Origin of the sequence: Butyrivibrio sp. DSM 10294 (genome assembly GCF_028539135.1) — a bacterium.
Classification (GTDB): domain Bacteria; phylum Bacillota; class Clostridia; order Lachnospirales; family Lachnospiraceae; genus Butyrivibrio.
Genome location: NZ_JANSWL010000060.1, coordinates 60,588 through 85,115, shown reverse-complemented (window position 1 = coordinate 85,115; position 24,528 = coordinate 60,588). Strand labels below are relative to the sequence as shown.

Here is a 24,528-nt window from a genome sequence, read left to right as displayed (position 1 = left end):
TTACTTTTTTCCCGCGCTCTTTCCGGTATTTGCTGTCACCTTGATGACAGTCTCAGGGATCATCTGCTTGTACAGGTCATAACCAAGAAGCAGGATGATTGTCAGCATTGCCATCGTAAGCGGCCACAAAAGAGTAACCGTTGAACCGAAAAGATATCTTGTATAGGTGATCATGGTGATAACCTGAAGTGCCGCGCAGATGGGCATCTTTTTGTAATTGAGCATTCCGTAGATAACTGCCATAACCTCAGGGATATAGCCGTATCTCTCATGCATTACCGGCAGGCAGAAAGTGCACACCTCCATGGTAAAGATCGCAAGAGTCAGCATATATCTTGAAGTGATCTTGAAATCTTTTTTGTAAACATAATAGGCAATAGAGCCGAAGATCATAAGGGTGCAGACTGTTCCGCCAAGGATAAGTCCTCTTCTGGTGTATTTCTCAATATCAGTGGTGATAATGGTGTAGATACTGGGATAGTTCATGGAGAGTCTTGAGAACATTGTCACCTGCTTGCCGTAGATTCCCAGAAGGTCTCCCCAGGGTCTTCCTGCGATGGCAGAAGGAACCATGGCCAGAATATAGATAACAGGGATCCAGAAAATGTATCTTATCTTGATCTTGTTCTTCAGCCACATGATGATAATGAAGGGCATGAAGAAAATGGCCTGCTGCTTGAAGCTGTAAGCAATTGCCATGTAAATAAAAGTTCTGTTGTCATGCTCGTTCATAGCATGATACAAAGACAGCAATATAAAAGCTGTGTAGATGGAATCGTTCTGTCCCCAGGCTGCGCTGTTAAGAGCTACAGTGGGAAGGAACATGATTGCCGCATAGGACATAATAGCCTTGTTGACATTTCCGCCGGTCACATGGAAAGTAATACGCATAACAGCCACTGCGCAGACAAAATCAAAGATAACCGAAACCGTCTTGATCAGATAAATATCGCTGATTCCTCCGCCAATATAGTGCAGGATCACGATAATATACTGGAACATACAGTTGTAATCAAAGGTGCTGGCATCGCTCACACCGGGTGTAATACCAAGGTAAGCAAAACCTCCTGCCTCATGGCACTCTCTCATCCAATCAGCGAAGGCAGTACTGTAATCTCCCGATAAGATGTTATAAAAGGCAAACCTGTAGATCAGTCCCAAACAGCTCAGGGCTATAACAAACAGGAAGTCAAACATCTTGATGGTAACTTTTCCCACCTCAATTTCGTTGTTAAAAAACTTATCGATAGCTCTCATAATCTCCTCTTACTCCAAAACATTTCTTTCTTGCATAGTTCTTGCAAATCCCGCAGGCTTATATACCTCAGCAAGGCTCATGGGTCCTTCCGCAGCAGGTTCTACCTCACCATTTTCCAAGTAGCCTTTGCAGAATCTTACAAGCTCCGATGCGGCTTTTTCGGCATTCCATAAATTTCTTATAGTATCAGCCGCATTTTTGCCATATTCAGCTATTTTATCATTATTCTCAAAAAGGTAAAGGACGTTCTTCTCAAAGTCCTCGTAGCTGCCTTTTCTGTATATTCGTCCGTTGTAACCGTGCTCTATAAGGAAGGGAACAGCTCCCGCTTCCCCCGATGCCACCACCGCGGCGCCGCAACCCATGGCCTCGTTCACGACAGCTCCCCAGCCCTCGAGGTAATTGCTGGTAAAAAGAAAAACGTCTGCTTCCTTCATATGTTCCAGAACCCTTGCAGGCTTAAGGCCTCCTGTTAATGTAACCCCGGAAGTGAGCCCGGCACGTCTTACTCTCTCAGCGAGAGTCCCGGACAGCCTTCCGTCTCCAATGATTTCCATGGTGAAATCATAGCCCTTATTATTCAGGGTCTCAGCAACTTTCACGGCATATTCAGGGTGCTTTAGATCTATGAGGCGCCCTGCCCAGCAGATCTTAATGGGTCTCCTGTTGCAGTTACCATATTCCCTGCCTTCGTCATCACTCTCAGGAAAATATCCCCACTTCAGCATCTTGCCGGGATAACTGTGAATGAGCCTGAAATCCGATGCCACATAGGCCCCGGCGCAGAGAAGAAATACCGGCTTTTTTCTGTAGACGTAGTGTTCCTCTCTCTTTTTCTTAAGGCCCTTGGGGCTTATTGCCTTCCACTGACCTTCTCTGTAGATCCTCTCACTGACTCTGAAAGATAGCTTGCCCGAAGATAAGCGCTCCTTCTCAAGCTCGGCTGTAAGACCCTCGGTCCAGCCAAATATCGTCACATCACTGCCCAGGATAAGGTCCTTGCACTTCTCCTCATCCTTGTACATTTCAAGGACGAAGGGAAAATCGGAAGTTCTGACACCCCATCCCATCTGCAGCCTTTTTTCCTCCATAGGCATGACCTGTATAAAATGAAATTCTACCTCATCAAGAGAAGCCATGGCCTTGCAAAAAGGAAGCTGATGGTGGTTTATGTAGTTGGACACAAAGGTTATGACCATATCACGCTCTTGCCTCGTTTATATCTCTGTAGATCTCAAGAAGTCTGTCGTAGTTCCTGTCGGGACTGTGGGTTTCGCGGGCATGCTTCCTCGCATTGTCTCCGTAGACCGCAGCCAGCATGGGATCGTCCCATATCTGCAAAATGCATCTCTTAAGGTCCTCAGGATCAGCCTTCTCAAACAAAAGGCCATCCTTGCCATCCTCAACCATTGACGGAATGCCTCCGACCCTTGATGCCACAACAGGAGTTCCAAGAAGCATCGCTTCTCCCAGGGAATTGGGCGAGTTCTCTACGACAGAGGCACACACAAATACGCCTGCTGTAAGGAGCCTGTCCTTCATCTCCTCTTCGCTGAGCATTCCCAGCATTGTAATATTCTTCTTAAGGTGAAGAGTCCTGATAAGCCTCTTTATATACTTGCCATATGCAGCGGCCCTGAGAAAATAAGGGTATTTGCTCTGGCCCTTGCCGATTATATTGTTGCCGGCAACATATAAATGAGCATCCGGGTACTTCTCCAATATTCCGGGCATAGCCTGAAGGACAAAATGAAATCCCTTGAGCGGGTAATCTCCCTGGGATAAAAATATCGAGTGTTCTTCTATATCCTTTTCCCTTCTTGTGGCTGTATAGAAGGAAGGACGCATCGTCTCGTTAAGGTGATAATACCTGGCCTCAGGATTGATCTCATAGGTCCTTGCCCTGTCAAAATCAGTTCTTCCTGTGATATTGCCGGTGAGCCTTATGCACTCGGCCTCATGTTCGGCTCTTGCTCTGTATTTCTCCTGCTGTTTGATAAGACTGTCCTGTTTGATCCTGTCTCTGAAGGTTGCGGACTGCTGCACCTTCTCAGGAATACCGGCCATATATTCCTCTGCGATAACACCGCAGACACCCTGGATTCCAAGCAGAACCCTGGAAGGATTGCCAAAGCACCTTAGCATCGCCAGGCTGTGGGGAAACTCCGTTCCGAAGATGTGCACCACATCAGGCTTAAAGTCATCAAGAATGTTATGAAAACGGTTCTCCACCTTGCCGTCATAACTTTCCGGGTGGCTTAGATCCTCCACGAAGCCGTAGTAGGTAATGCCATCAATGACCTCACTGGAAGAAGCGATATCACCCTCCGCCGGAAAGGCTATGGCAAGTTCTATCTCGTTGTCACCCAATATATGACTGTTCTTTATTCTCTCAAGGCATCCCGTCAGCCACCCCTCCCGGACCGAAAAGTCAAGTCCGTGGGCCTTGGCATAAGCCGGAAGCATTATGTTGCAAAGCCATAGTATTCTCAATTCTTACTTCTCCTTTTTGGCATTTCTTACCTTGTAAGCTGCGTTCTTAACTGCGTTATAGGCACCTGCAGTGGTTTTGTTGGAAGCTAAAAAGGTTCTCACTTTCGAAAGAGTAACAATTCTCAAGAAGTCGTATTTCCTTATCTTGGACTTGGGAAGGTACATACCGATGATAACCTTCCTCTCCTCCTCAGATATCTTCCTGTTAACATCAGAGAAGCCGCCTCCCTCATAATTGGCAATTATCATGGGGATGTATACTGTCTCAGCCTTCTCTTTGTATATGCAACGAAGGAACTGCTCGTAGTCAGCCCTAACCTTGTATTTAAGGTCAAAAAGGTTCCTTCTCATAAGTCTCTCATCGTAGAAGCAGGCCTGGTGCGAAGGAAGGTTCCTGTAGCAGGCATAGTCATCGATCTTGGGATTGGAGGGTACTCTCTGGAGCGTTGTGACCTCAAAAATATCTCCGTAAAAGATTGAAGGAAGTGTGGTTCCCGAGGACTCCTGTCTGCTTACTATGGCGTCATGGACATTTTTAAGCACGTCCCTGTCCCTGAAGGTATCTCCGCAGTTTAGGAAGAATACGTAGGAGGGTGTATCGCCGGCTTTGATATCATCTGTTATCTCTGATAAGTAGGACACAGCTATGTTCATGGCATGATAGATACCGTTATCACAGCTCTCTATAAGGGTTATCTTGCTGCTACCCTTACTGTCTTTTCCCGCCACGCTGTACTTACCCTTGAGCTTCTCAATGGAGCCGTCGGTACTAAGTCCGTCCTTAACCAGAATGCGATAGTCATCAAAGCTCTGTGTGACAATGCTGTCAATTGTCTCCGTCAGCTTGTTTCCCGAATTGTATGTAACTGTTATTATTGTAAAAAATGGTCTCTTCATAGCTTGAACCTGTTATCAATAACCCCTTTCCGAAAGAGTCATGGGCATCTCATGAAACAAAAACGTCTGATATGGTAAAATTCTCACTCCGTCATTGGCCGCCCCGCGCATATACATCGCAAAGTACAGCAGGCAGGCGACAATCCCGGCCAATATTATGAACTGCCTCTTCTTATCATCCTTAACCTTGAAGATAAGAGCCGGAACAAACAGAATATGTGTCACTGTCAGGTAATAGCCTATCCTTGAGATGATTGGAAGGAAGGACCCGAACAGATACAGTGCAAGGGCCATGTTGTTGCACCAGAAATAGAAACTGTAGGTCCTGTTGCCTTTGATACAATCCCTGTACATATACAGAGAAAACAGCAAAATTGCTGTGCACCTGACGATATTCACAATGCTGGTTCCGCCCGTAAGATACTCCGTATCCTTGTAGGACGGGTACAAAAATACAACAATCTTAAGATACAGATCCTGCAAAAACAGGCAGGATAAGCAAAAGGCTCCTCCCAGAAGCATCATCCATTTCTTCCAGGGAAGAGAAGCCAGAAAGTACAGAGGAAGCACCACCAGAATGGACTTGTGGAACAGGGCTCCCAGCAGTATCAGCAATATGAATCCGGGCCAGTCACCCTTAAGCACAAACTTAACCGAATAGAGTGCTATACCAAGAGCCAGATAATATCTGACCGTGCTGATTGACTGGAAATAGTACCCCAGCAGCATAAACATCATGAAACTGTAAGTAAAATGCTCACTCTGCTGCCACAGTGCCTTCATAAAGAAGAAAATGGTGAAGAAGGCAAACACCGCAAACACCAGAATATAGTTCTCAAAGCCGCAAAGGTAATAAATAACATATGTTACAGCATTGAATCCCGCCTCTGTCGGTACATAGGCATGGCTGAACACCAGATGCATGAACTCCACGTACTTGGCGTAGTCATTGCCAACATTGAGCCTAAGGGCCGAAACAGCAAAAAGAGCAGTAAAGATCATGAGGATAGCGATCATATTCACTGCGTCCTGTCTCGTCATCCCCTGATATACTGCAAGTAGTCTTTTGTTATTAACTTGTTTTTTCCGCACCGGCAGTGCCAGCGTCAGCACCAGGAGCGTAAGAATAAGATAAACAGCCAATTTACACCTTCTTCAGGGTCCTGCCGTGACGAACTCCCTTTCTAAGGAGCCTGAAGCATTTAAGAAACCCTTTTTCCCTGCACATCTCATCTCTGTTCTTGAACAAAAATCTGAATCCCCAGAGGTAAGCGCTCTTTCCGTATAGGAAGTGATACAGCACTCCTCTGTCGTAGAAAAACTTGTCCGTATATCCTTCAAACCAGGTAGAAGTCCCGGTTGCCAGCTCATGTCCTATATCCACAGGCGTCCTGTAGATATTAAGCCCCGCTTTTAACAGATCGTGTAAAAAGAGGCTGTCTTCGCCGTTCATATAAGGCGCTCCCCCTCCGAACAGCAGGGAGTACTTCACACCGCTGTCCACTATCTTCTGCCTTCTGGCGCAGATGGCGTAGGCGGGATATCTTCCGTAGTTGTACCAGGACACCTTCTTGAAGTCCTCGTTGTGATAGGTCTCCCTCCCGGGCTGCTGCTGTACGTTAAAAAGAAGTACGTCAGCCTCGGGATGAGCATCGAACTCCTCCAGGACCCTGTTCACATAGCCTGCATCATAGACGATGTCATCATCGCCAAACTGTATTATCTCTGCTGTAGCATTCTCAAGGGCTGTATTGCGGGATAGACCAACACCCTTGTCATGCATGGTGATCGTCTTAATAACAAACGAATCCAGTATAAAAGTATCCTTCTCGGTCTTACCTCTCGTTCCCGGTTTCTGGTTGACTATTACCGCGTCGGAATGTATATGAAGTTTGTCAGCAAGGTCGCCGGGATCCTTGTTAACTGACGAAATCAGTATCTCTAATCTGCTCATAAACGCACGCCTATTTGATCCTGTAGTATTTTTTCATAAAGCTGCGGTCTGCCCTTGTAAGCAGTACTCCCACTATTCTGCAGCCGTGCTTACGAAGCTGACTGGTGGTGCGATCCGCCATGCTCTTACACTTTTTCCCATAGGGAACAGCCATGATAACGCCGCCGGAAGTTGCAATCTTGCGATAATTATCCAGTACTTTTCCGGGGGTGCTGATGGCTGTCATATCGCTGATGGCCTCAGGGCACTTATTTCCAAGGGCCTTCTTAAGGCTCTCTAAGTCTTCCTCCGAATGTTTCTCATTTCTGACGCTGTCCACCGAGACGAAGAGCAGGTCTGAGGCGCCCTCTGTATATTTTTTGCAGGTGGCTATAAGATCGTTTTTGAATATCTCATCTGCGGTGGTGTTCCTGTCTTCGCCCTTAAACAGTACTCCCAGAACAGGCAGATCGTATCTGGACTCACATTCCTCGGGAACATAGACCGCATCGTCAATTGCATCAATCAGCATAAGAGCCATAACTGAGCCCACAAGTCCCACAATCAGTCCGAACACTGCTGCCACAGCGCTTCTGTCGGTGTAGGTAACAAGCGTGGCCTCTTCGCTGTTAAGAAGTTTGATGGAGTCAAAGGCATCATTGGTCTCGCCATAGGACTTAAGTGCCTTGATGGCGGCATCTGTCACTGCCTGGGCTCTGTCCCTGTCATTGTCCTTGACGGTAAGAAGAAGGACTCTGACATCGGAAGGAATCTCTGCGGTGATATCGCTAACCACCTGGCTTCCTGTCATATCACCATAGCCCGCAGCCTCAAGCTCCTTCATGATCACATCAAGGACTTCATCGGTGGACATAAGGGAATTCCAGGTGTAGGCGTTATAAGAATCCACCTGGCTCTTGGCATTCTCGTCATAGGCGAACTTAATATAGAACTGGCTGGTTGTCTGATAGCTCCTGGCAGGTCCGAAGGTCACCGTCACAAGTGTATATACCCCAAGGAACAAAAGAGCACATATTATTCCGGTGAGCGGAACAAGCCACAGCTTTTTAAGAAGCCTTAAATAAAAGCTTCGAAGGTTTAGTTTTTCGTTCATATATCCCTTATCTGCTCTTTCCATACTCTTCCCTCTTAAGTGCCCCTCACTTTTATTATTTTCCGTTACTTCTGTGCCGTCGTCTGATTCTCATCTACGCCCTCTGTACTGTCGGGAGTAAACAGAATCTTCAACGTCAGCAGCATCAGCTTGATATCAAGCCATACTGAGTAATTCTCAATATAAGTAAGATCGAGTTTAAGCTTGTCATAGGGTGTTGTATTGTACTTGCCATAAACCTGCGCATATCCCGCAAGTCCTGCCTTCACCTTCATTCTGAAGGCAAACTCAGGCATCTCCTCGAGGTACTGCTTGATGATCTCAGGTCTCTCGGGTCTTGGTCCGATGAAGGCCATATCACCGACAAGAATGTTAAAGAGCTGAGGAAGCTCGTCAATTCTGCAGGAACGGATAACCTTGCCAATAGGAGTTATTCTGTCATCGTTCTTCTTGGCAAGTCTTGCGACGCCGTCCTTCTCCGCATCAACCCTCATGCTCCTGAACTTCATGATCTTAAATTCCTTCTGATCCTTGGTACAGCGAACCTGCTTGTACAGCACAGGGCCTCCGTCATAGAGCTTGATGATAATAGCTGTCACCAGCATTATGGGCGATGTGAGAATGATCAGAACAAGAGACAATACGATGTCGATAAGTCTCTTGATAGCTCTCTTCTCAATCTTGATGGAATATTCTCTAAGGAGTAGTACCGGTGTATCAAAAAGGTGAAGCTGCGTTGATCCCTTAAGAAGAACATCTGTTATCTTAGGCATCACGTAGATACGGATATTTCTGCCGTAGCAGTATTTTACCAGGCCGTTTCTGAACTGGCTTGGCACATCCCAGATGATGACACCGTCGTAGTTACCGAGGCACTCCTTGTAGACTGCATCGATACCCTCGCTGATATTCATGTATTTGGCAATGTGATATTTGTCTTTTCTTGAATTGAACTTGCGGATAATGTCATCCACGGAATACACTCCGCTCACAAGAAGGAGCTCCCTGGGCGGGAAAATCGCCATGTAGAGGAAGTTCGTAGCATAGGACCAGATAAAGGATATCACCAGCTGGATCACAAATATCTCTATCATGGGAATAACCGGCACCAGCCAGTTCCTAAGAAGTGCGATCTGGAAATAAGAAATAAAGTTAACCATGAAAAGGGCAAAAATCGTGGAGAAGAATACATCCATCGGCTTGAGATAGCCTATTTTCAGCCCTCCGTAGGTATTTGAAAAGAACAAAAGCAAAATGAAATAAATTGCAAGTATAAGGAGGTGGCCCCTGAAGTAGAGTTTAAGACCCGAACCCAGATTGTAGCCGTCAACGCTGATACGTGTTGCGGATACTATAGGATAATATGTATTGAACCAAAACCAGGCATAGACAGCTGTCTCCATGCCAAGTCCAACAAAACCCAATATGAGTACCAGGATTCTCTTAACAGACTCCATGTGTTTCATATATAAATCCCCTTTATGGTCAAATTCTTCGAAGGGTTGCTCTCACAGCCCATCCCCCAAAGTAAAACATAGCTTCAGGAACCGATAGATCGGCAATATTCCTGTATAAAAACCAGATTCTCTGAATCGCCACAAGCTTGTTTGAAGACAGTGACTTCTTAGGCCTTCTGTAGATGGCCAGATTCTCGTCAAGTCCGTAGGCTACAAAGCCGCTCTTTAAGATCCTCCACCAGGTGGCTGTATCCTCACTGGGAACCTGTGACATGTGAATCATTTCAATATCGATTTTTTCCGTATCAAACATTACGGTGGTGGTAAAGATAACGGTTCTGGAGAGGGCCTTTCTGTAGGTCAGCTTGGCCGGTGCATGGACAATCTTGCCAGTAGGTTTCGCATCCTCATCTCCGAATTCGTAGGAGTGAAAAGAGAATGCGGCTCCAGTCTTCTCCATGAAGGCCACCTGCTTCTTAAGCTTCTCCGGTTTCCAGATGTCATCCGCATCCAGGAAGGCTATATATCTTCCGGAGGATGCTCCGATTCCGGTGTTGCGGGCTTCTGCAGGCCCTGCGTTAACTTTTTTCCTGATAAGTTTGATTCTTTTCCCCTGCGCCCCTATAAGCTTCTCGATGAGATCAGCGCTGCCGTCGGTGGAAGCATCGTCCACCAGGATAAGTTCCCAGTCCTTGTAGGTCTGGGCGCTGACCATCCTTATGGTATCTGCGATGTAGCTCGAAGCATTATAGACCGGTACAACAATGCTTACCATTACAACTCCTCTTTAACGATGTACATGGGACGTTTCTTGACCTCAAGATAGGTCTTGGAGAGGTACTGTCCCAGGATTCCCAGACAAAACAGCTGAACGCCGCTCACCAGGGAGATTATGCATATTGTTGAAGCCCAGCCAACGGTGTTGTTGGGATCACCGAATGCGAGCTGTCTCACAACGATGAATATGATGAAAAGAAATGCTATAAGGCAGAACAGCACTCCGAAGATGGAGGCCATTGCCAGCGGAACGGTTGAGAAGGCAACAATTCCGTCAAGGGCGTAGATAAAGAGCTTCCAGAAGGACCATTTACTCTCACCCTTCTGTCTCTCTACGTTCTCAAACTCAAGCCACTTGTTCTTGAAGCCTACCCAGCCAAAGATGCCCTTGGAAAAGCGGTTGTACTCCTCCATTGAAAGGATGGCATCAACGAACTGCCTTGTCATAAGTCTGTAGTCTCTTGCTCCGTCAACGATCTCTGTGTTGGACATCCTGTTGATGAGTCTGTAGAACATTCTTGCAAAGAAGGATCTGATGGGAGGCTCGCCCTTACGGGTTACACGTCTTGTGGCCACGCTGTCATAGCCTTCCTCTGCGATTGCCTTGTACATATCGGGAAGAAGTGCCGGTGGATCCTGAAGGTCGCAGTCCATGATGACCACGTAGTCTCCCTTGGATTTCTGAAGACCTGCATACATGCCGGCTTCCTTGCCAAAGTTCCTGGAGAAGTTGATAAGGTGCACCCTCTCATCCTTCTCATGGAGTTTCTTGACTTCCTCTACGGTGTTATCCTTGGAACCGTCGTTAACAAAAATCATCTCGATGTCCACATCGTGCTCATGAAAAAACTTCTCGTTCTTCATCAGCTCAACGTAGAAATCGGCTATGTTTTCCTGCTCGTTGTAGCAGGGAACTATCACGCTAAGTAACTTCATTGTATAATCTCTCTCCCAAATACTATATTTAAGGCATTTTATGCCTTATTTTAAATTTACACACTACCCCTATTTTACACTTATCCGGCGGTTCTTTCAATGTGCATTAAATGAGCTATATTAGCCCCCAAAGTAGTCTGACATATAATGAAATTCATCGTAGATGAATGAAAATCCGCTACGCGGAATTTCATGCACACAGTGCATTTCACTACAGCGCAGCTGTAATTTCATTAATCAAAAAAAGGAGAGAACATACATGCCGAAGCCAGGTATGTTTTCTCCGTTTTTTGATTATTATCTCATCATCGTTCTGCTCTCATAGGATTGTTCAGGAAATCCTCATATGCAAGCTTAATACCATCCTCCAGCTCAGTGGTGTAGGTCCAGCCAAGAGCCTTGGCCTTTGATACGTCAAGAAGCTTACGAGGTGTGCCATTGGGCTTGGTGGGATCCCAGCGGATCTCTCCTTCATAGCCAATGATCTTGGCAACTTTTTCAGTAAGCTCTTTTATAGTAAGCTCTTTTCCTGTGCCGGCATTAACGGTCTCGTTGCCGCTGTAGTTATTCATAAGGAATACGCAGAGGTTGGCAAGATCATCAACATAGAGGAACTCACGAAGGGGGCTACCGTCTCCCCAGCAAGTTACATAGGGGAGCTTCTGCTCTTTTGCCTCATGGAAACGGCGGATAAGAGCGGGAAGTACGTGTGAATGTGTGGGATGATAGTTGTCATTTGGTCCGTACAGGTTGGTGGGCATTACCGAAATATAATCGGTGCCGTACTGCTTGTTAAGGTACTCGCAGTACTTAAGACCTGAGATCTTGGCAAGTGCATAGGCCTCGTTGGTCTTCTCAAGCTCTGATGTAAGAAGGCAGTCTTCCTTCATGGGCTGAGGAGCCATTCTGGGGTAGATACAGGATGAGCCAAGGAACTCCAGCTTCTTGCAGCCGTTTCTCCAGGCTGAGTTGATAACGTTCATCTCAAGGATCATGTTCTCGTACATGAAATCAGCAAGGGCCTCTGAGTTACCCATGATTCCGCCAACCTTGGCAGCTGCAAGGAATACATACTCGGGTTTCTCATCGGTAAAAAAGGCTTCTACCTGATCCTGTCTTGTAAGATCCAGCTCCTTGTGGGTTCTGGTGATGATATTCTTATAGCCCTGCTTCTGCAGTTCTCTTACGATAGCGGAGCCAACCATTCCTCTGTGGCCTGCTACGTAAATCTTCGCATTTTTCTCCATCATAATATTTCTCCTAACATCCGATTACTTATCGATACCCTTCTCAAGGAACTCAGCGAGGTTGAACTTAACATGCTCGTTGGCTCTCTCTACGGCAACTTTTTTCATATCATGCTCTACCATGATCCTTACAAGATCCTCGAAGGATGTGGTCTGAGGATTCCAGTGGAGTTTCTCCTTGGCCTTAGTGGGATCTCCCCAGAGGTTAACTACGTCTGTAGGTCTGTAGAAGTCCTCTGATACTTCAACGAGAACCTTACCTGTAGCCTTGTCGTAGCCCTTCTCGTCGATGCCCTCGCCTCTGAACTCCAGCTCAATTCCTGCATAGTGGAAAGCAAGCTGAGCGAATTCTCTTACGGAGTGCTGTACGCCTGTTGCGATAACGAAGTCCTCAGGCTTGTCATTCTGAAGAATGAGCCACATACACTCAACATAATCCTTGGCATAACCCCAGTCACGAAGTGATGAGAGGTTACCGAGGTAGAGCTTATCCTGCTTGCCCTGGGCAATACGTGATGCTGCAAGAGTGATCTTACGTGTAACGAAGGTCTCTCCGCGGCGCTCTGACTCGTGATTGAAAAGAATACCTGAGCAGCAGAACATGTTATAAGCTTCTCTGTATTCCTTGATGATCCAGTAACCATAGAGCTTGGCAACAGCATAAGGGCTATAAGGGTGGAAAGGAGTCTTCTCGTTCTGAGGAACCTCCTCAACCTTACCATAGAGCTCTGAAGTTGATGCCTGATATATACGGCAGGTATCTGCAAGTCCGCACTGACGAACCGCCTCAAGTACTCTTAATACGCCTGTTGCATCCACGTCAGCTGTGAACTCAGGTGAATCGAAAGAAACCTGAACATGAGACTGAGCAGCCAGGTTGTAGATCTCATCGGGGCGAACCTTTCCTACAACTCCAAGGATACTCATGGAATCTCCCAGATCTCCATAGTGAAGATGGAAATGAGGATGCCCCTCAAGGTGAGCGATTCTTTCTCTGTAATCAACAGATGATCTGCGGATAATTCCGTGAACGTCATAGCCCTTGTCCAATAGGAACTCTGCAAGGTATGATCCGTCCTGACCTGTGATTCCGGTTATAAGTGCTTTTTTTGACATTTTTATATCCTCCATCAGTGACAGGCACTTTACTTATTTAAGTGCCTGTCACCTTATTAACCATTTACAAATATTATAACGAATAATTTACCTATTGGAATTCACTTTCTTGATTTTGATTTGCATTATCTTGACATGGAATTTATACTTGTTTTTATAAGGAGAACAAATATGAGTGAACATCTTTTTCAAGGAAAAGCCGTATCTTCAGACAGATTATTATATACCCCTTCGGAATTTGCCAAATCAAGCCTCATTTATTTGCAGGAAATTGGTTCTCTTCAGGCCAAAAGTACCCACACCAGCAAAAGACAGAACCTGGAATCATTTCTGTTTTTTTATGTAAAAAGCGGCAGCGGCGTCCTTGATTACAACGGCAAAGAGCATCCCGTGCGTCAGGGAGACTGTGTCTTCATCAACTGCAAAAATCCCTATTCCCACAGAACCTCAGAGGACCTCTGGGCTCTGGACTGGATACACTTTTACGGAGAAAGCATCCTTCCCATTTATCTAAAATACGTGGAAAGAGGAGGACAGCCCGTTTTTCACCCGGAAAATCTGAAGGAAGCCATGGGTATTTTCACCGGCCTGCACAATGTTGCCTATTCATCGGACTATATCAGGGACATCAGAATAAACGAATGCCTGGCAGGACTTTTGACCTTTCTTATGTCCTTCAGCTGGCAGCCGGAAAAAGCCAAGCCCTCGGGAAAGGCCGGAAAACATGCCTTTGCCCTCAAGGACTATCTTGATACACATTATCAGGAAAAGGTGTCACTGGACGAGCTGTCGGAGATTTTCCTCATAAACAAATACACCTTATCACGAGATTTCAAGGAGCAATTCGGCACATCGATAATCAACTACCTGTTGATAGTAAGGATCACCCACGCCAAGCAGCTTCTTCGTTTCTCCGACGAAACAGTCGAAGAAATAGGGGCGAGATGTGGAATCTCGCCCCTGTACTACTTCTCACGTATGTTCAAACAGATTGAAGGAATCAGTCCCCTGGAATATAGGCAACGCTGGAAATAATATATCATCTAAATTCACATACAATGTAGGTTTCGCCATTATCACTATAGTAGTAGGCGATCCCAACTGCCGAGAAAGTCTCCCTGAGCACATTCGCCTTGTGGGTAGGACTTAGCATCCAGGCAAGCACCACGTTCTCGGGCTTTTGCTGGTTGGCATTTACGGCGTGAGCCAGGTTTTCCCCGTTGGTGGATTTGGAAACCGTGTACCAGGCCTTGCCGTTGGGCCTGATGTGAGAAAATCTGGTGGAACATTCAACTGCTCGAACTGCCGCAATATCTGACAGTGTATCATCTACTGTAAATCCCGGAAGCCCCGCTGCAGATCTCTCTGCGTTCATGTAAGCAAGTACATCATCCGGGCATGTGGCCTGTGCCTTGATGGGCGCGATCAGCATGAACATCACTATCACCGCCATCAGTGTGGTTAAAGCTCTCCTCATAAAGTATCCCCCTTTCAGTAGAAAAAAGGTGTTAACTCGTATAACTATGATACTTTATTTCAGTAAAAAAAGCTCTAAATTACAGGCATTTACGGGTATTTTTAACTAAAGTTTTAGAATCGTAACATTATTTTAAGAAACTTTTTATCATTCACCTATGGACTTTATTCCATCATGTATATTATTGCCAATAAATTGAATTTCCGCAGAAACATCATGAGTTGCAGAAGGAAAAGGCTCATATCCCGTTCTGTCGCCGGAGGTCGGATAATAAATGGTCAATCCCTCAACTTCGCAGCTGTCAACCTCGTAGTGACCATAATCCTGCTGTGTATAGAGATACTTAGGATTGGCCCTCTTTGCATCCTCAGTAACAATTCCAACGCCCTTATATAGCATCCACAGACACAAAAATGCCACCAGACCTCTGAAGATCCACACTGTGATCTTATCGCTCAGCCTGTTGTAGACTATGATGAACACTCTTCCCAATACAATTGCAGCTGTCATCCATACATATACCACTCCGTATCTGATAAGAGGAGCACTAAACAGCCAGAACAGCAGACATATTATCATTGTTCCGCCTATTGTCAGGAAATCTGCGATATTGACCATACTCCTGTGGCTTAGATCAAATATCTTGGACTGACCGAACTTCTTTTCCACCTTGCTGCCATTTCTCACAACAGCAATAAGGAAGTAGAGCAAAATTGCAATATAGAATGCAATGGCTACAACGTCCAGTATCAGCACCAGCTTGTTGATTCCCGTGATCTTGGAGAACCATTCAGGGAGCCACTGTGAAAGGGGCGCATCGCCATACTGCGCCACATCCGTATAACCTCTTCCGAAGGTCTTGATCTCCAACGCGTCATAGGCAGCAAGTCCCTTGGGAATCTTCCAGGGTACGCTAAAGAAATCCAGGAAGGTAACGGGATACAACAGCCACCCCGATATCAGAATATTCCTCAGTATAAAGGGAATAACGATGATAAAAGCCATAAGCACCGACAGCCAGAAGGCCTTCACCGTCTTCTCGGTTCTGTTGTGAAGGAGCTTGTATATCGGAATGATTGACAAAAGAACCATTGGCGCTGCCGATAGCTTCACCGTCACCGCAAATAGAGCGGTCAGGGACAACAAAATATAGGGAAGCAGCGATTTCTCGTGCCTTATGTTCATATCGAGCCAGTGAATTATCACATAGAATACCAGTGCAGAGAGAAAATAGTCCGAAGCCGGAGCTACTATCTCATCAAACACCGTGAACAGATAGTAGATAGCTGCGATTCTTGCAAAGTCAGACAGCACCGGGTGTCCACGCCTTACAATATTCTTAAGGTCCAGACACTGCCAGGCAAGCACCAGTGCAAAAAAGCCTGCCATCACATGATAGCTCTTGCCGCCAAAAAAGCTCATGCTGTACAGAGCTGACAGCGGGAATGCAGAGCTGTTGTAAGCAAGTCTCACATGGAGATTACCAAGTCCCTTGATAATCCCATAGTCCTCAATCCAATGTATTGCCTGTGCATGATAAAGATCGGAATCGTAGTGCATGATGCCATGGGATGTTCCATAGGCCATCAGAAGAAAGATCAAAAAGTAATACAATCCGTTCCTGTCCACAGTGAATATGTGTCCCGAATGGAACAGATCCTCAACAAGTTCATCTCTGTAAATAATCGCAATTGACACGCAAAGTGCGATAAGGATCAGGTTGGCCACAAGGCCCACCCCTCCGAAGAGGCTGGCAAACTGGGCATAAACAGTGACGACCACAAGGCCGCTGACAATATTGCTCTCTTTGAAATGATTGACGTAAGGCTTGCCCTGCTTTCCGGTAGTTTTGCCGACGGGCTTGGATTTTTTCATGCAATCCCATGACGATATGAAATGAAGAACTCCAAAGCCCATGATATATGTGGTGATAATAACATATATCCAAATCAGTATCACTGCTGCCATGCTTATAACCCCCGTAAAGCGTAACTACAATACTTTAACCTATAATATTGCAGGTAATAAATCCAACGAGTATACCCAAAAGTGCACCAAAGAACACCTGGGAAGGTGAATGACCAACGAATTCCTTGAGCTTCTCCTCAGGAGAAATATCACTGTCCATCTTCATGAACCAGTCCATCATATTGTTGATGACCTTGGCCTGTTTGCCGGTCTCACGTCTGACACCCATGGCATCGTGCATAACAATAAGTGCCATCACTCCGGCAACGGCAAACTCAAAGGTATCAGCACCGAAATTAAGCCCCGTTGCGGTTACCAGCGCCATAACGGTAGCCGAGTGGGAACTGGGCATACCTCCGTCCCCAAGAAGCCTTTCGGGATTAAAATTCTTATTTACAGCCACATATATTATCGTCTTCAAAATCTGAGCAGTGAGCCAGCCAAAAAACGCAGCTATCAGAATCTCATTGCTCAGAAGTTCATAGAAAAACTTCATAAAAACCTCATTTCAACGTTACAGCCAAAGGATCACAAAAGTTCCTTAAGATACTCCTCAATCGCATCATGCCAGTCAGCAAAGCTAAAATCAGAAGTAAGCTTGAACATATAGTTCTCGAGAATGCTGTAGGCAGGACGGGGAGCAGCCTGAGTATTCTTGGCAAGATATTCTGCTGTTGTCACGTGATTAACCTTAGTCTTCTTACCGGCAAGTCTGAAAATCTCCTCGGTAAAATCAGCCCAGTTAGTATCTCCCTCACAGGTTGCATGGAATACGCCGTAGTTCTGTGTGGGAAGAAGGTAATGGATTGCCTTGGCCAGTTCCTTAGTGCTTGTAGGCGTTCCAAGCTGATCCTTAACAACACTTACCTCATCATATTTCTCTGAAAGTCCGAGCATGGTCTTTACAAAGTTCTTGCCATCGCCGTAGAGCCATGCGGTTCTGAGGATAAAGAAATCCTTGGCGAACTGTTTAACCATCTCTTCTCCCGCCAGCTTGGTCTTACCGTATACACTGACAGGGCCTGTCTTATCAAATTCAATGTAGGGTCTGCTTCCGTTTCCGTCAAATACGTAGTCGGTTGATACATGAACAAGCTTGGCACCAATCTCTGTTGCTGCGATAGCAAGGTTTCTGGGGCCTATGGCATTGATCTTGTAGGAAAGGTCAATATCGCTCTCCTGCTTGTCTACTGCAGTGTAAGCAGCGCAGTTGATGATGGCCGCAGGCTTAACCTCTCTGGCCAGATCAAGCACCGCATCAACACTTGTTATATCAAGGGGAGTTATGCCCTCTCCCTGAAAAACATCGGTATTTACAAGCTCATATTTGCCGGTGGCAAGAAGCTCCTTGTTGATAGCTCTTCCCAGCTGTCCGTTGCATCCTGTAACAATTATCTTCTCCATAATTCTTCTCCAAAAGATTACATTTATTTCAAAATGAGTTAAAAGCGGACGGCATTTCTACCGTCCGCTATATATGCCTTATTGATCACTCAGCAATTGTAGTTCCGTTAACTTCAAACTTAGAGAATGAACCGCCCTTTTCCTGGATGACAAAAATCATTGTCTTACCTGTATTAAGGGTTATCTCCTGGCCGTTGTCATCAAAGTATGTTGTAGGTGAATAATCATCGGTCTTGGACCAGGTAATATGGATCATCTTACCCTTGGTAATGTAGTAACCGTCTCTTGTGGAATCATGCATCTGATATGCAAGATATCCGTTGTCATCACGAACTTCGTGATAGGTTCTCTGAATAATAACATTGGCAAATGCCAGCTGCTCACCGGTAAGTGCATCTACCTGCTTGTTGCCGTACAGAGTCTTGAGATATACCTCTTTCTCAGGGTCATAGGTAAGCGCAGACTTGGTAACAGGGAATGAGCTTGCCATGTTGATCTCTGTGGCATCTACAGCATCCGGATAATCCGCAAGTGTATTGGGATTGGTATAACCGGTAAATGTGAAATGAGGCTGACCCTCAAACTTATCTCTGTGTGTCTTGGAAAAACCGGCCTTCTCAATAGCAGAAGTTACATGTGAAGCATCGGTAAATGCTGTGTGCTCCGATGTACTTCCCTCAGGAATTCTGAAGAACGCTCCGTAGTCAGAACCCATAACTCCGCCGACACCGTTTAAGTTATCTACATCATCTCTTGTAAGTATGGTCTTAACATACAGCTCAGGTCCGCCGTAGTGAACGATAACCGGATCGTACTCAAGCGCCGCATATACGAAATAATCACGGATACTTCTGATATTACCGATCTGTGGCAGGTTCTCCCAGTTCTCAAGAATTCCCATCTGACGGCTCATGCTGCCCTCTTCCATTATCTCATAGAAAACAGCTACGTTGCTGAGTCCGTACTGAGGCTGAGCCTCTTTGTTTATAGGATACATAACAGCAAGGGGTCTGTTCTCATTAACAGATTCATCAACCCACTCGTTGGTAAAATAGCTTCTTACCATTCCTTCAGCCGGAGGAGCATCCTCATCGATAACTTCCTCGACGCTGGCTTCCTCTGCAGGTGCCTCAGGAATAACCTCCTGAATATCCTCAAGCTTCTCAATGCTAAGCCCTGTAACCGCAGCATCATCATCGCTTCCACAGCCAACGATGGACGCAGTTAACAAGCCTGCCATCAACAGTGCCTTAACTCTTTTCATAACCAAATTTCCTCTCTAAAAAATTGCCAAATCAGATTTTAACATACGGCGAATTATTCGCCAAGCCCATTCTCAATAGCCTCAACAAGGGCCTTCAGAGCCTCTTCTTCATCGACTCCTTCACATCTGAACTCCAGCTCATCACCGCACTTGATGCATGCCCCCAGAACACTAAGTACACTCTTGGCATTGGCAGTATTTTCCCCATAGCTGAAGGTGATATGAGATTTGTAATTCATTGCTACCTTACACAAATTCCCAGCAGGACGAAGATGAAGCCCGGTGGGGTTGGTTATAACCACTTTTTGACTTACCATATTAGAGCATAACCTCCTCAATCAGCTGTGCCAGTTTGTTTGCTTCCTCCTCAATCATCGCCTGATCCTTGCCTTCTATCATAACTCTTACAAGTGGCTCTGTGCCTGAAGGTCTGATAAGAACTCTGCCGTCTCCGGCGAACTTCTTCTCAAGTCCTTCAATAGCACCGGCAATTTCAGGATAATCCATATATGCATCCTTCTTGTGGGAAGGTACATGAGCATTTACAAGAGCCTGAGGCATTACCTCCATGATGGATGCCAGCTCTGACAGGGGCTTACCTGTCTCAACCATAGCCTCAAGAAGGTGCAGAGCGGACAAAAGACCGTCTCCTGTAGTATTCTCATCCAGGAAGATGATATGTCCTGACTGCTCACCGCCCAGGTTAGCGCCGATCTCCTTCATGCGCTCAAGAACGTATCTGTCACCAACCTTGGTCTTCTCAACCTTAATGCCTTCTCTCTCGGCCATCTTGAAGAATCCGAGGTTACTCATAACAGTTGTTACTATTGTATTGTCTGCAAGCTTGCCCTTGCTCATAAGGTGCTTACCAACTATAGCCATGATCTGATCGCCGTCTACCATCTTGCCGTTCTCATCAACTGCAAGGAATCTGTCGGCGTCACCGTCAAAAGCAAGGCCTACATTGGCCTTCTCTGTTACAACACGGCCCATCAGCTCTTCCATATGGGTTGAACCGCAGTTGGAATTGATGTTGGTTCCGTCGGGATTGTTGTGGATAACCACAACCTCAGCTCCCAGCTGCTTGATAGCTTCAACAGAGGTGTAATAGGAAGCGCCCTCTGCACAGTCCATAACGATCTTCATGCCTTTGAGATTGATATCAACCGTTGTCAAATTATGGTTGACATACTCTTCTCTTGCATCCTTACGAACCTTGATCCTACCGATGGCTGCGCCTGTAGGCATTGGCACATCATCCATATTGCTCTTGATAAGAGCCTCTATTTCATCCTCAAGTGCATCGGGAAGCTTGTAGCCGTTTCCGTCAAAAAACTTAATTCCGTTAAATTCCATTGGATTGTGGGATGCGGAGATAACAACTCCTGCATCAACCCTGTACTTCTTGGTAAGGTAAGCTACGCCGGGGGTGGGGATGATTCCCACGTCTACTACATTTGCTCCCACAGAGCAGGCCCCTGCCATAAGTGCACTGGCAAGCATGTCACCGGAAAGTCTGGTATCACAGCCAACCATAATGGTGGGTTTGTGATTAACCTCTTTGGAAAGGACATATGCCCCTGCCTGACCAAGCTGCAATGCAAGAAGCGGTGTAAGCTCATAGTTAGCAACACCTCTTACGCCATCTGTACCAAATAATCTGCTCATTTTTAAAAACCTCGTTAATTCCTAAATTAGTTCTTTTTCTCAACCTTCACATATACTTCAACCGGATTCTTGACTGTAACTGCGGCGGGAAGATCCCAGTTAACAGCTGCGCTGTAGGTTCCTTCCGAAAGTGCTGTGAGATTGTTGTCCTCCATGATCTGTTCCACATCAACTGTTCCCGTCAAAGATGCGGGGTTTATGCCATCAAGGGTATCTGATAATCCCTCAAGTGTAAGAGAAACAGAATCATACTCGGTATCATCCACATAGATCTTAAAGTCATCAACCGTATTTTCCAGCTGAACTCTGTCTATGCTCACATCAAGTGTCCTGGTAGCAGCTCTCTCTATATGAACAACAACTGCTGCCATTCCGTTATAATCGCTGTCTCCGAAAGTAACTCCGGAAGGCAGGTACTTGGAAACATCTATGGAAGCCGTAAGATTGCCGGTATAGCCGGTCACATCCACCGCATTATCATCGATCTTGATCTCATTGATACCCACGAGTGTACTGCCTCTTCCTGCTATCATGATCTGTGAAGGATTGCTCTCCACCTCACCCGTAGGTATGTATCCTGTTACGGGCTCGCCCTTGACCACGAAGCTCAGCGGTACGTACTTGGTCTCGTAAATAACTACATTGACCCTTACTGTCTTGATATTCATTGATACCAATGAGCCATCGATGGGATCACCGTTGGCATCATACAGAACAATATCCGCATCCGTTCCGATGTTGGAAGTAAAGCCTGTCACATCTACGTCAACAGCTGCGTATTTAACACTGTTGATTATGGATTCGGGACCACTGATCCTGATCATGTTCTGCTCAGTAGAAACATCACCGATAACATATCCGTCAGCCAGAGTCCCTGACGTAGTGGCTGAAAGAGCAAGGGACTTGGAAGCCTTCCTCTCAACGCTCAGCTTCACCACTGTGGAGCTGGGAGTAATGTTCTCAATCTTGTCGCTGTACTTATTGGTACTTACGTTGATACTGACCGTATTGAGACTGGACAGATCCTGAATATCCGCAGAAGCAATGATATTGTTCTGGGTCAGGGAATCAATTATTGATCTGGGTGCAAATATGGTAACCGAGCTAATGACATCGCTGTTGTCAAGAACCGTATATACCTGCCCCTGATCTGTTATAAGATTGGTATTCTTAAGCGTAACCGGAATGTTGGTGTATCGAACCGACGTTACCGGATCATTGATGTTGGTAATCAAAAACCATACTATGGCGGCAAAGATCAGCGAAGCCAGCTTAAGTCCCCAATTGGCCGTCAATTTCTTCATTTCTTCACCTTGGCCTTTCTGGCAAAATGCTTCACCGGGGTATCGATTGTCCGCTTGTTCTGAATGTAGCGCAGGCGCTCTCTGAGTCTGTCACTGTCGACAGCTCTCTCAAGTTCCCCCTCGTAGGCCACACTTATTTTACCTGTCTCCTCGGAAACGATGATGGTAAGTGAATCTGTAGCCTCGGAAACACCCACACCCGCACGGTGTCTTGTCCCAAGCTCCTTACCTATTCCCATGTTGTCCGAAAGGGGAAGATAACAGGTAGCGGAGGTAATCCTGTCTCCACGTATAATAACCGCGCCGTCATGAAGAGGCGTGTTGTGCTCAAAAATATTGATAAGAAGCTGACTGGTAACTATTCCGTCCACATCAATTCCCGTGCGCTCATACTCTGTCAGCGGATGACTCTGCTCAATAACTATAAGTGCTCCGGTTCTGACCTTGGCCATCTCTACACAGGCTCTTACAATCTCATTCAGAGTCTTGTCTGAGAAACGCCCCTCTGTCTTGGCATCTCCCAGGGCCAGAATATTGGCAAAGAACTTTTTCCTACCCAGTTCTTCAAGGGCCTTACGAAGCTCCGGCTGCAGGATTACAACCATGGCTGTAAACGCGATTCCGAAGGCTCTTCCCACGATCCACAGAATTGTGGACATGTTGAATAAAGCCGCAATAAGTATAAACACAAGAATAACTATGATCCCCTTAAGGAGAGACCATAGTCTGGTATTTTTTGCCCATACTAGAATGTGATAGACCAGGAAAGCAATTATCAGAATCTCTAATATATCCGGCCATCGTAGCTGCGGCATGTGCAGGGTTGTTCTGTTAAATTCTAAAAGAAAATCCTTCTGCTGCATGACAAATCCTTATCTGCGTCTCTGATTGGCTTTGTTAATCTTCTTAACTCTTCTCTCGGGAGCCGAAAGGGTAACCTTGGGAACCGCCTTAACGTAGTAGTAATACTCATCGTCCTCAAACTGCACTTTCTCTGTTCTTGAATAGTCCAGATTGAAGGCAAAAAACTCTACCGCCAGCATAAGAAGGGCGGAAACAAGGGTTCCTACAATAACTCCGAAAAGTGATATCTGAGCATCCGTAACCAGATCTCCAATCAGTATGCTGATGATCATACATACTGAACCAGCTGCAATAGCAACTTTCCAGGCATTGTCCATGGAGGTTCTGCGGATGATATATACAATGACAAGTGTAACGGCAAAGGCTCCGATCATAACGATCATGGTCTTATTTCCTGTAATGCCGGAAACAACTGACTGGAACTGACTCGCTGCCTCCTCTACTCCCTCTGCTCCAAGGGATGCTGCATTGCCGGAGAAAAATACCAGCATGTAAGCGATGATAAGTCCGAAGGCCACCGATACAACCGAGTTGGGTGCTCCGAGAAGTCCCATTGCAAGAGGCATCACATAGGGCAGATGCAGGAAAAACATGATGGGCGTCAGAAGAACGGCCAGTGTATCCTTAGGTGAAAACCTGAAGTATAGCAAAAACATCAACAAAAATACTATAACTGCCACCAGTGCAGTCGGTGCCGATACTGAATATAAATGTCCCAGGATGAATACCGCGGAAATAAATACAATGAAATTCGGCGGAAGTATAGCACACAGAAGCGATGCCATAAGAACAATGGCAATATTGTTAAGAGAACTCATATATCCCAGCTTGTTATTGATTATTGCGATGGAAACAAGTGCCAGAAGAAACTTCCATATGTATGTGAGGTAGGTCTCGTTTTTTTGGTAAAATCTTATGATATACTGCTTAATCTCTAGTAACGATGTCATCTTCTTTATCCTTTTCGTACATTCTTGCTAATTTTTTTAAGTCTCCATAATATGCCTTCATACTCTTACGCATTTTTGAATATCGATAGGAATAAATGACATATGATGCAAGAGAATACACGCCAACAAGCAGGAGGTAATACATAAGTAACCTCCTGCCTATAGCGATTAAGTCTTCAGTATTGTAAATATTCGCCAGAACATCGGCGAAGTTGTAGAGCACGTAGGTTCCAAGAATAATAAAGAACACTGCCGTGGCACTTAAGACTGACTTAAGCACGTTGAATCCCACGTAATCACTTCTGAAATAGGAGTTGATGGCGTTATTCTTCTTGCCCTCCCGGTCTACAAATGCAGCCATTTTGGTCATCAAAATGACTCTTTCTTCATTTAACATTCCT

24 protein-coding genes are annotated in these 24,528 nt (G+C 45.8%); 1 reads left to right on the top strand and 23 read right to left on the bottom strand.

What is annotated here, in order from left to right:
• From NXH67_RS05375 to gmd, 12 genes are all read right to left on the bottom strand, one after another.
• The gene (locus NXH67_RS05375) at positions 1-1,257 is read right to left on the bottom strand and encodes a hypothetical protein (RefSeq protein WP_022778612.1); all 1,257 of its coding nucleotides are present in this window, start codon (positions 1,255-1,257) and stop codon (positions 1-3) included.
• 9 nt (positions 1,258-1,266) lie between these two features.
• The gene (locus NXH67_RS05370) at positions 1,267-2,457 is read right to left on the bottom strand and encodes a glycosyltransferase family 4 protein (RefSeq protein WP_272796684.1); all 1,191 of its coding nucleotides are present in this window, start codon (positions 2,455-2,457) and stop codon (positions 1,267-1,269) included.
• A 1-nt stretch (position 2,458) separates the two neighbouring features.
• Positions 2,459-3,751, bottom strand: coding sequence for a glycosyltransferase family 4 protein (locus tag NXH67_RS05365; protein WP_272796683.1), 1,293 nt, complete (start codon positions 3,749-3,751; stop codon positions 2,459-2,461).
• Positions 3,752-3,754: 3 nt separating this feature from the next.
• The gene (locus NXH67_RS05360) at positions 3,755-4,648 is read right to left on the bottom strand and encodes a glycosyltransferase (RefSeq protein WP_272796682.1); all 894 of its coding nucleotides are present in this window, start codon (positions 4,646-4,648) and stop codon (positions 3,755-3,757) included.
• Positions 4,649-4,663: 15 nt separating this feature from the next.
• Positions 4,664-5,791, bottom strand: a complete 1,128-nt coding sequence (locus NXH67_RS05355) for an EpsG family protein (protein ID WP_272796681.1) — start codon at positions 5,789-5,791, stop codon at positions 4,664-4,666.
• Position 5,792: 1 nt separating this feature from the next.
• Positions 5,793-6,602, bottom strand: coding sequence for a glycosyltransferase family A protein (locus NXH67_RS05350; protein ID WP_022778617.1), 810 nt, complete (start codon positions 6,600-6,602; stop codon positions 5,793-5,795).
• Positions 6,603-6,612: 10 nt separating this feature from the next.
• Positions 6,613-7,719: a YveK family protein gene (locus NXH67_RS05345; RefSeq protein WP_272796680.1), complete on the bottom strand. Its 1,107-nt coding sequence runs from the start codon at positions 7,717-7,719 to the stop codon at positions 6,613-6,615.
• 41 nt (positions 7,720-7,760) lie between these two features.
• On the bottom strand, positions 7,761-9,161 hold the full coding sequence (locus tag NXH67_RS05340) for a sugar transferase (protein WP_022778619.1): 1,401 nt from the start codon (positions 9,159-9,161) through the stop codon (positions 7,761-7,763).
• 19 nt (positions 9,162-9,180) lie between these two features.
• Entirely contained in the window at positions 9,181-9,927 is a 747-nt protein-coding gene (locus NXH67_RS05335; RefSeq protein WP_022778620.1) for a glycosyltransferase family 2 protein, read from the bottom strand.
• Entirely contained in the window at positions 9,927-10,865 is a 939-nt protein-coding gene (locus tag NXH67_RS05330) for a glycosyltransferase family 2 protein (protein ID WP_022778621.1), read from the bottom strand. The genes NXH67_RS05335 and NXH67_RS05330 overlap by 1 nt, the downstream gene beginning before the upstream one ends.
• Positions 10,866-11,170: 305 nt before the next feature.
• Positions 11,171-12,112: a GDP-L-fucose synthase family protein gene (locus NXH67_RS05325; protein WP_334305014.1), complete on the bottom strand. Its 942-nt coding sequence runs from the start codon at positions 12,110-12,112 to the stop codon at positions 11,171-11,173.
• 24 nt (positions 12,113-12,136) lie between these two features.
• Positions 12,137-13,228 carry a GDP-mannose 4,6-dehydratase gene (gene gmd, locus NXH67_RS05320; protein WP_022778623.1) on the bottom strand — a complete coding sequence of 364 codons (1,092 nt, stop codon included), beginning with the start codon at positions 13,226-13,228 and terminating at the stop codon, positions 12,137-12,139.
• Between the two features lie 171 nt (positions 13,229-13,399).
• Here gmd and NXH67_RS05315 point away from each other — a divergent pair, with 171 nt between their 5' ends.
• The gene (locus NXH67_RS05315) at positions 13,400-14,263 is read left to right on the top strand and encodes an AraC family transcriptional regulator (protein ID WP_272796678.1); all 864 of its coding nucleotides are present in this window, start codon (positions 13,400-13,402) and stop codon (positions 14,261-14,263) included.
• Between the two features lie 4 nt (positions 14,264-14,267).
• Here the strand turns inward: NXH67_RS05315 and NXH67_RS05310 are convergent, their stop codons facing one another.
• From NXH67_RS05310 to NXH67_RS05260, 11 genes are all read right to left on the bottom strand, one after another.
• Positions 14,268-14,705, bottom strand: coding sequence for a CAP domain-containing protein (locus NXH67_RS05310; protein ID WP_272796677.1), 438 nt, complete (start codon positions 14,703-14,705; stop codon positions 14,268-14,270).
• Between the two features lie 147 nt (positions 14,706-14,852).
• Positions 14,853-16,673, bottom strand: a complete 1,821-nt coding sequence (locus NXH67_RS05305; protein WP_272796676.1) for an LIC_10190 family membrane protein — start codon at positions 16,671-16,673, stop codon at positions 14,853-14,855.
• A gap of 34 nt (positions 16,674-16,707) precedes the next feature.
• Positions 16,708-17,169: a divergent PAP2 family protein gene (locus NXH67_RS05300; protein ID WP_272796675.1), complete on the bottom strand. Its 462-nt coding sequence runs from the start codon at positions 17,167-17,169 to the stop codon at positions 16,708-16,710.
• 32 nt (positions 17,170-17,201) lie between these two features.
• Positions 17,202-18,077: a dTDP-4-dehydrorhamnose reductase gene (gene rfbD / locus NXH67_RS05295; protein WP_022778628.1), complete on the bottom strand. Its 876-nt coding sequence runs from the start codon at positions 18,075-18,077 to the stop codon at positions 17,202-17,204.
• An 85-nt stretch (positions 18,078-18,162) separates the two neighbouring features.
• Positions 18,163-19,341: a DUF3048 domain-containing protein gene (locus NXH67_RS05290; RefSeq protein ID WP_272796674.1), complete on the bottom strand. Its 1,179-nt coding sequence runs from the start codon at positions 19,339-19,341 to the stop codon at positions 18,163-18,165.
• A gap of 53 nt (positions 19,342-19,394) precedes the next feature.
• Positions 19,395-19,658 (bottom strand): HPr family phosphocarrier protein, encoded by a 264-nt coding sequence (locus NXH67_RS05285; RefSeq protein WP_022778630.1) that lies wholly within the window; start codon positions 19,656-19,658, stop codon positions 19,395-19,397.
• A gap of 1 nt (position 19,659) precedes the next feature.
• Positions 19,660-21,009, bottom strand: a complete 1,350-nt coding sequence (glmM, locus tag NXH67_RS05280; RefSeq protein WP_022778631.1) for a phosphoglucosamine mutase — start codon at positions 21,007-21,009, stop codon at positions 19,660-19,662.
• Positions 21,010-21,035: 26 nt separating this feature from the next.
• Entirely contained in the window at positions 21,036-22,313 is a 1,278-nt protein-coding gene (locus NXH67_RS05275; RefSeq protein ID WP_272796673.1) for a CdaR family protein, read from the bottom strand.
• The gene (gene cdaA, locus NXH67_RS05270) at positions 22,310-23,176 is read right to left on the bottom strand and encodes a diadenylate cyclase CdaA (protein WP_022778633.1); all 867 of its coding nucleotides are present in this window, start codon (positions 23,174-23,176) and stop codon (positions 22,310-22,312) included. The genes NXH67_RS05275 and cdaA overlap by 4 nt, the downstream gene beginning before the upstream one ends.
• Positions 23,177-23,185: 9 nt before the next feature.
• Entirely contained in the window at positions 23,186-24,127 is a 942-nt protein-coding gene (locus NXH67_RS05265; RefSeq protein WP_272796672.1) for a hypothetical protein, read from the bottom strand.
• Entirely contained in the window at positions 24,105-24,524 is a 420-nt protein-coding gene (locus NXH67_RS05260; protein WP_022778635.1) for a hypothetical protein, read from the bottom strand. The genes NXH67_RS05265 and NXH67_RS05260 overlap by 23 nt, the downstream gene beginning before the upstream one ends.
• Positions 24,525-24,528 lie beyond the last annotated feature (4 nt).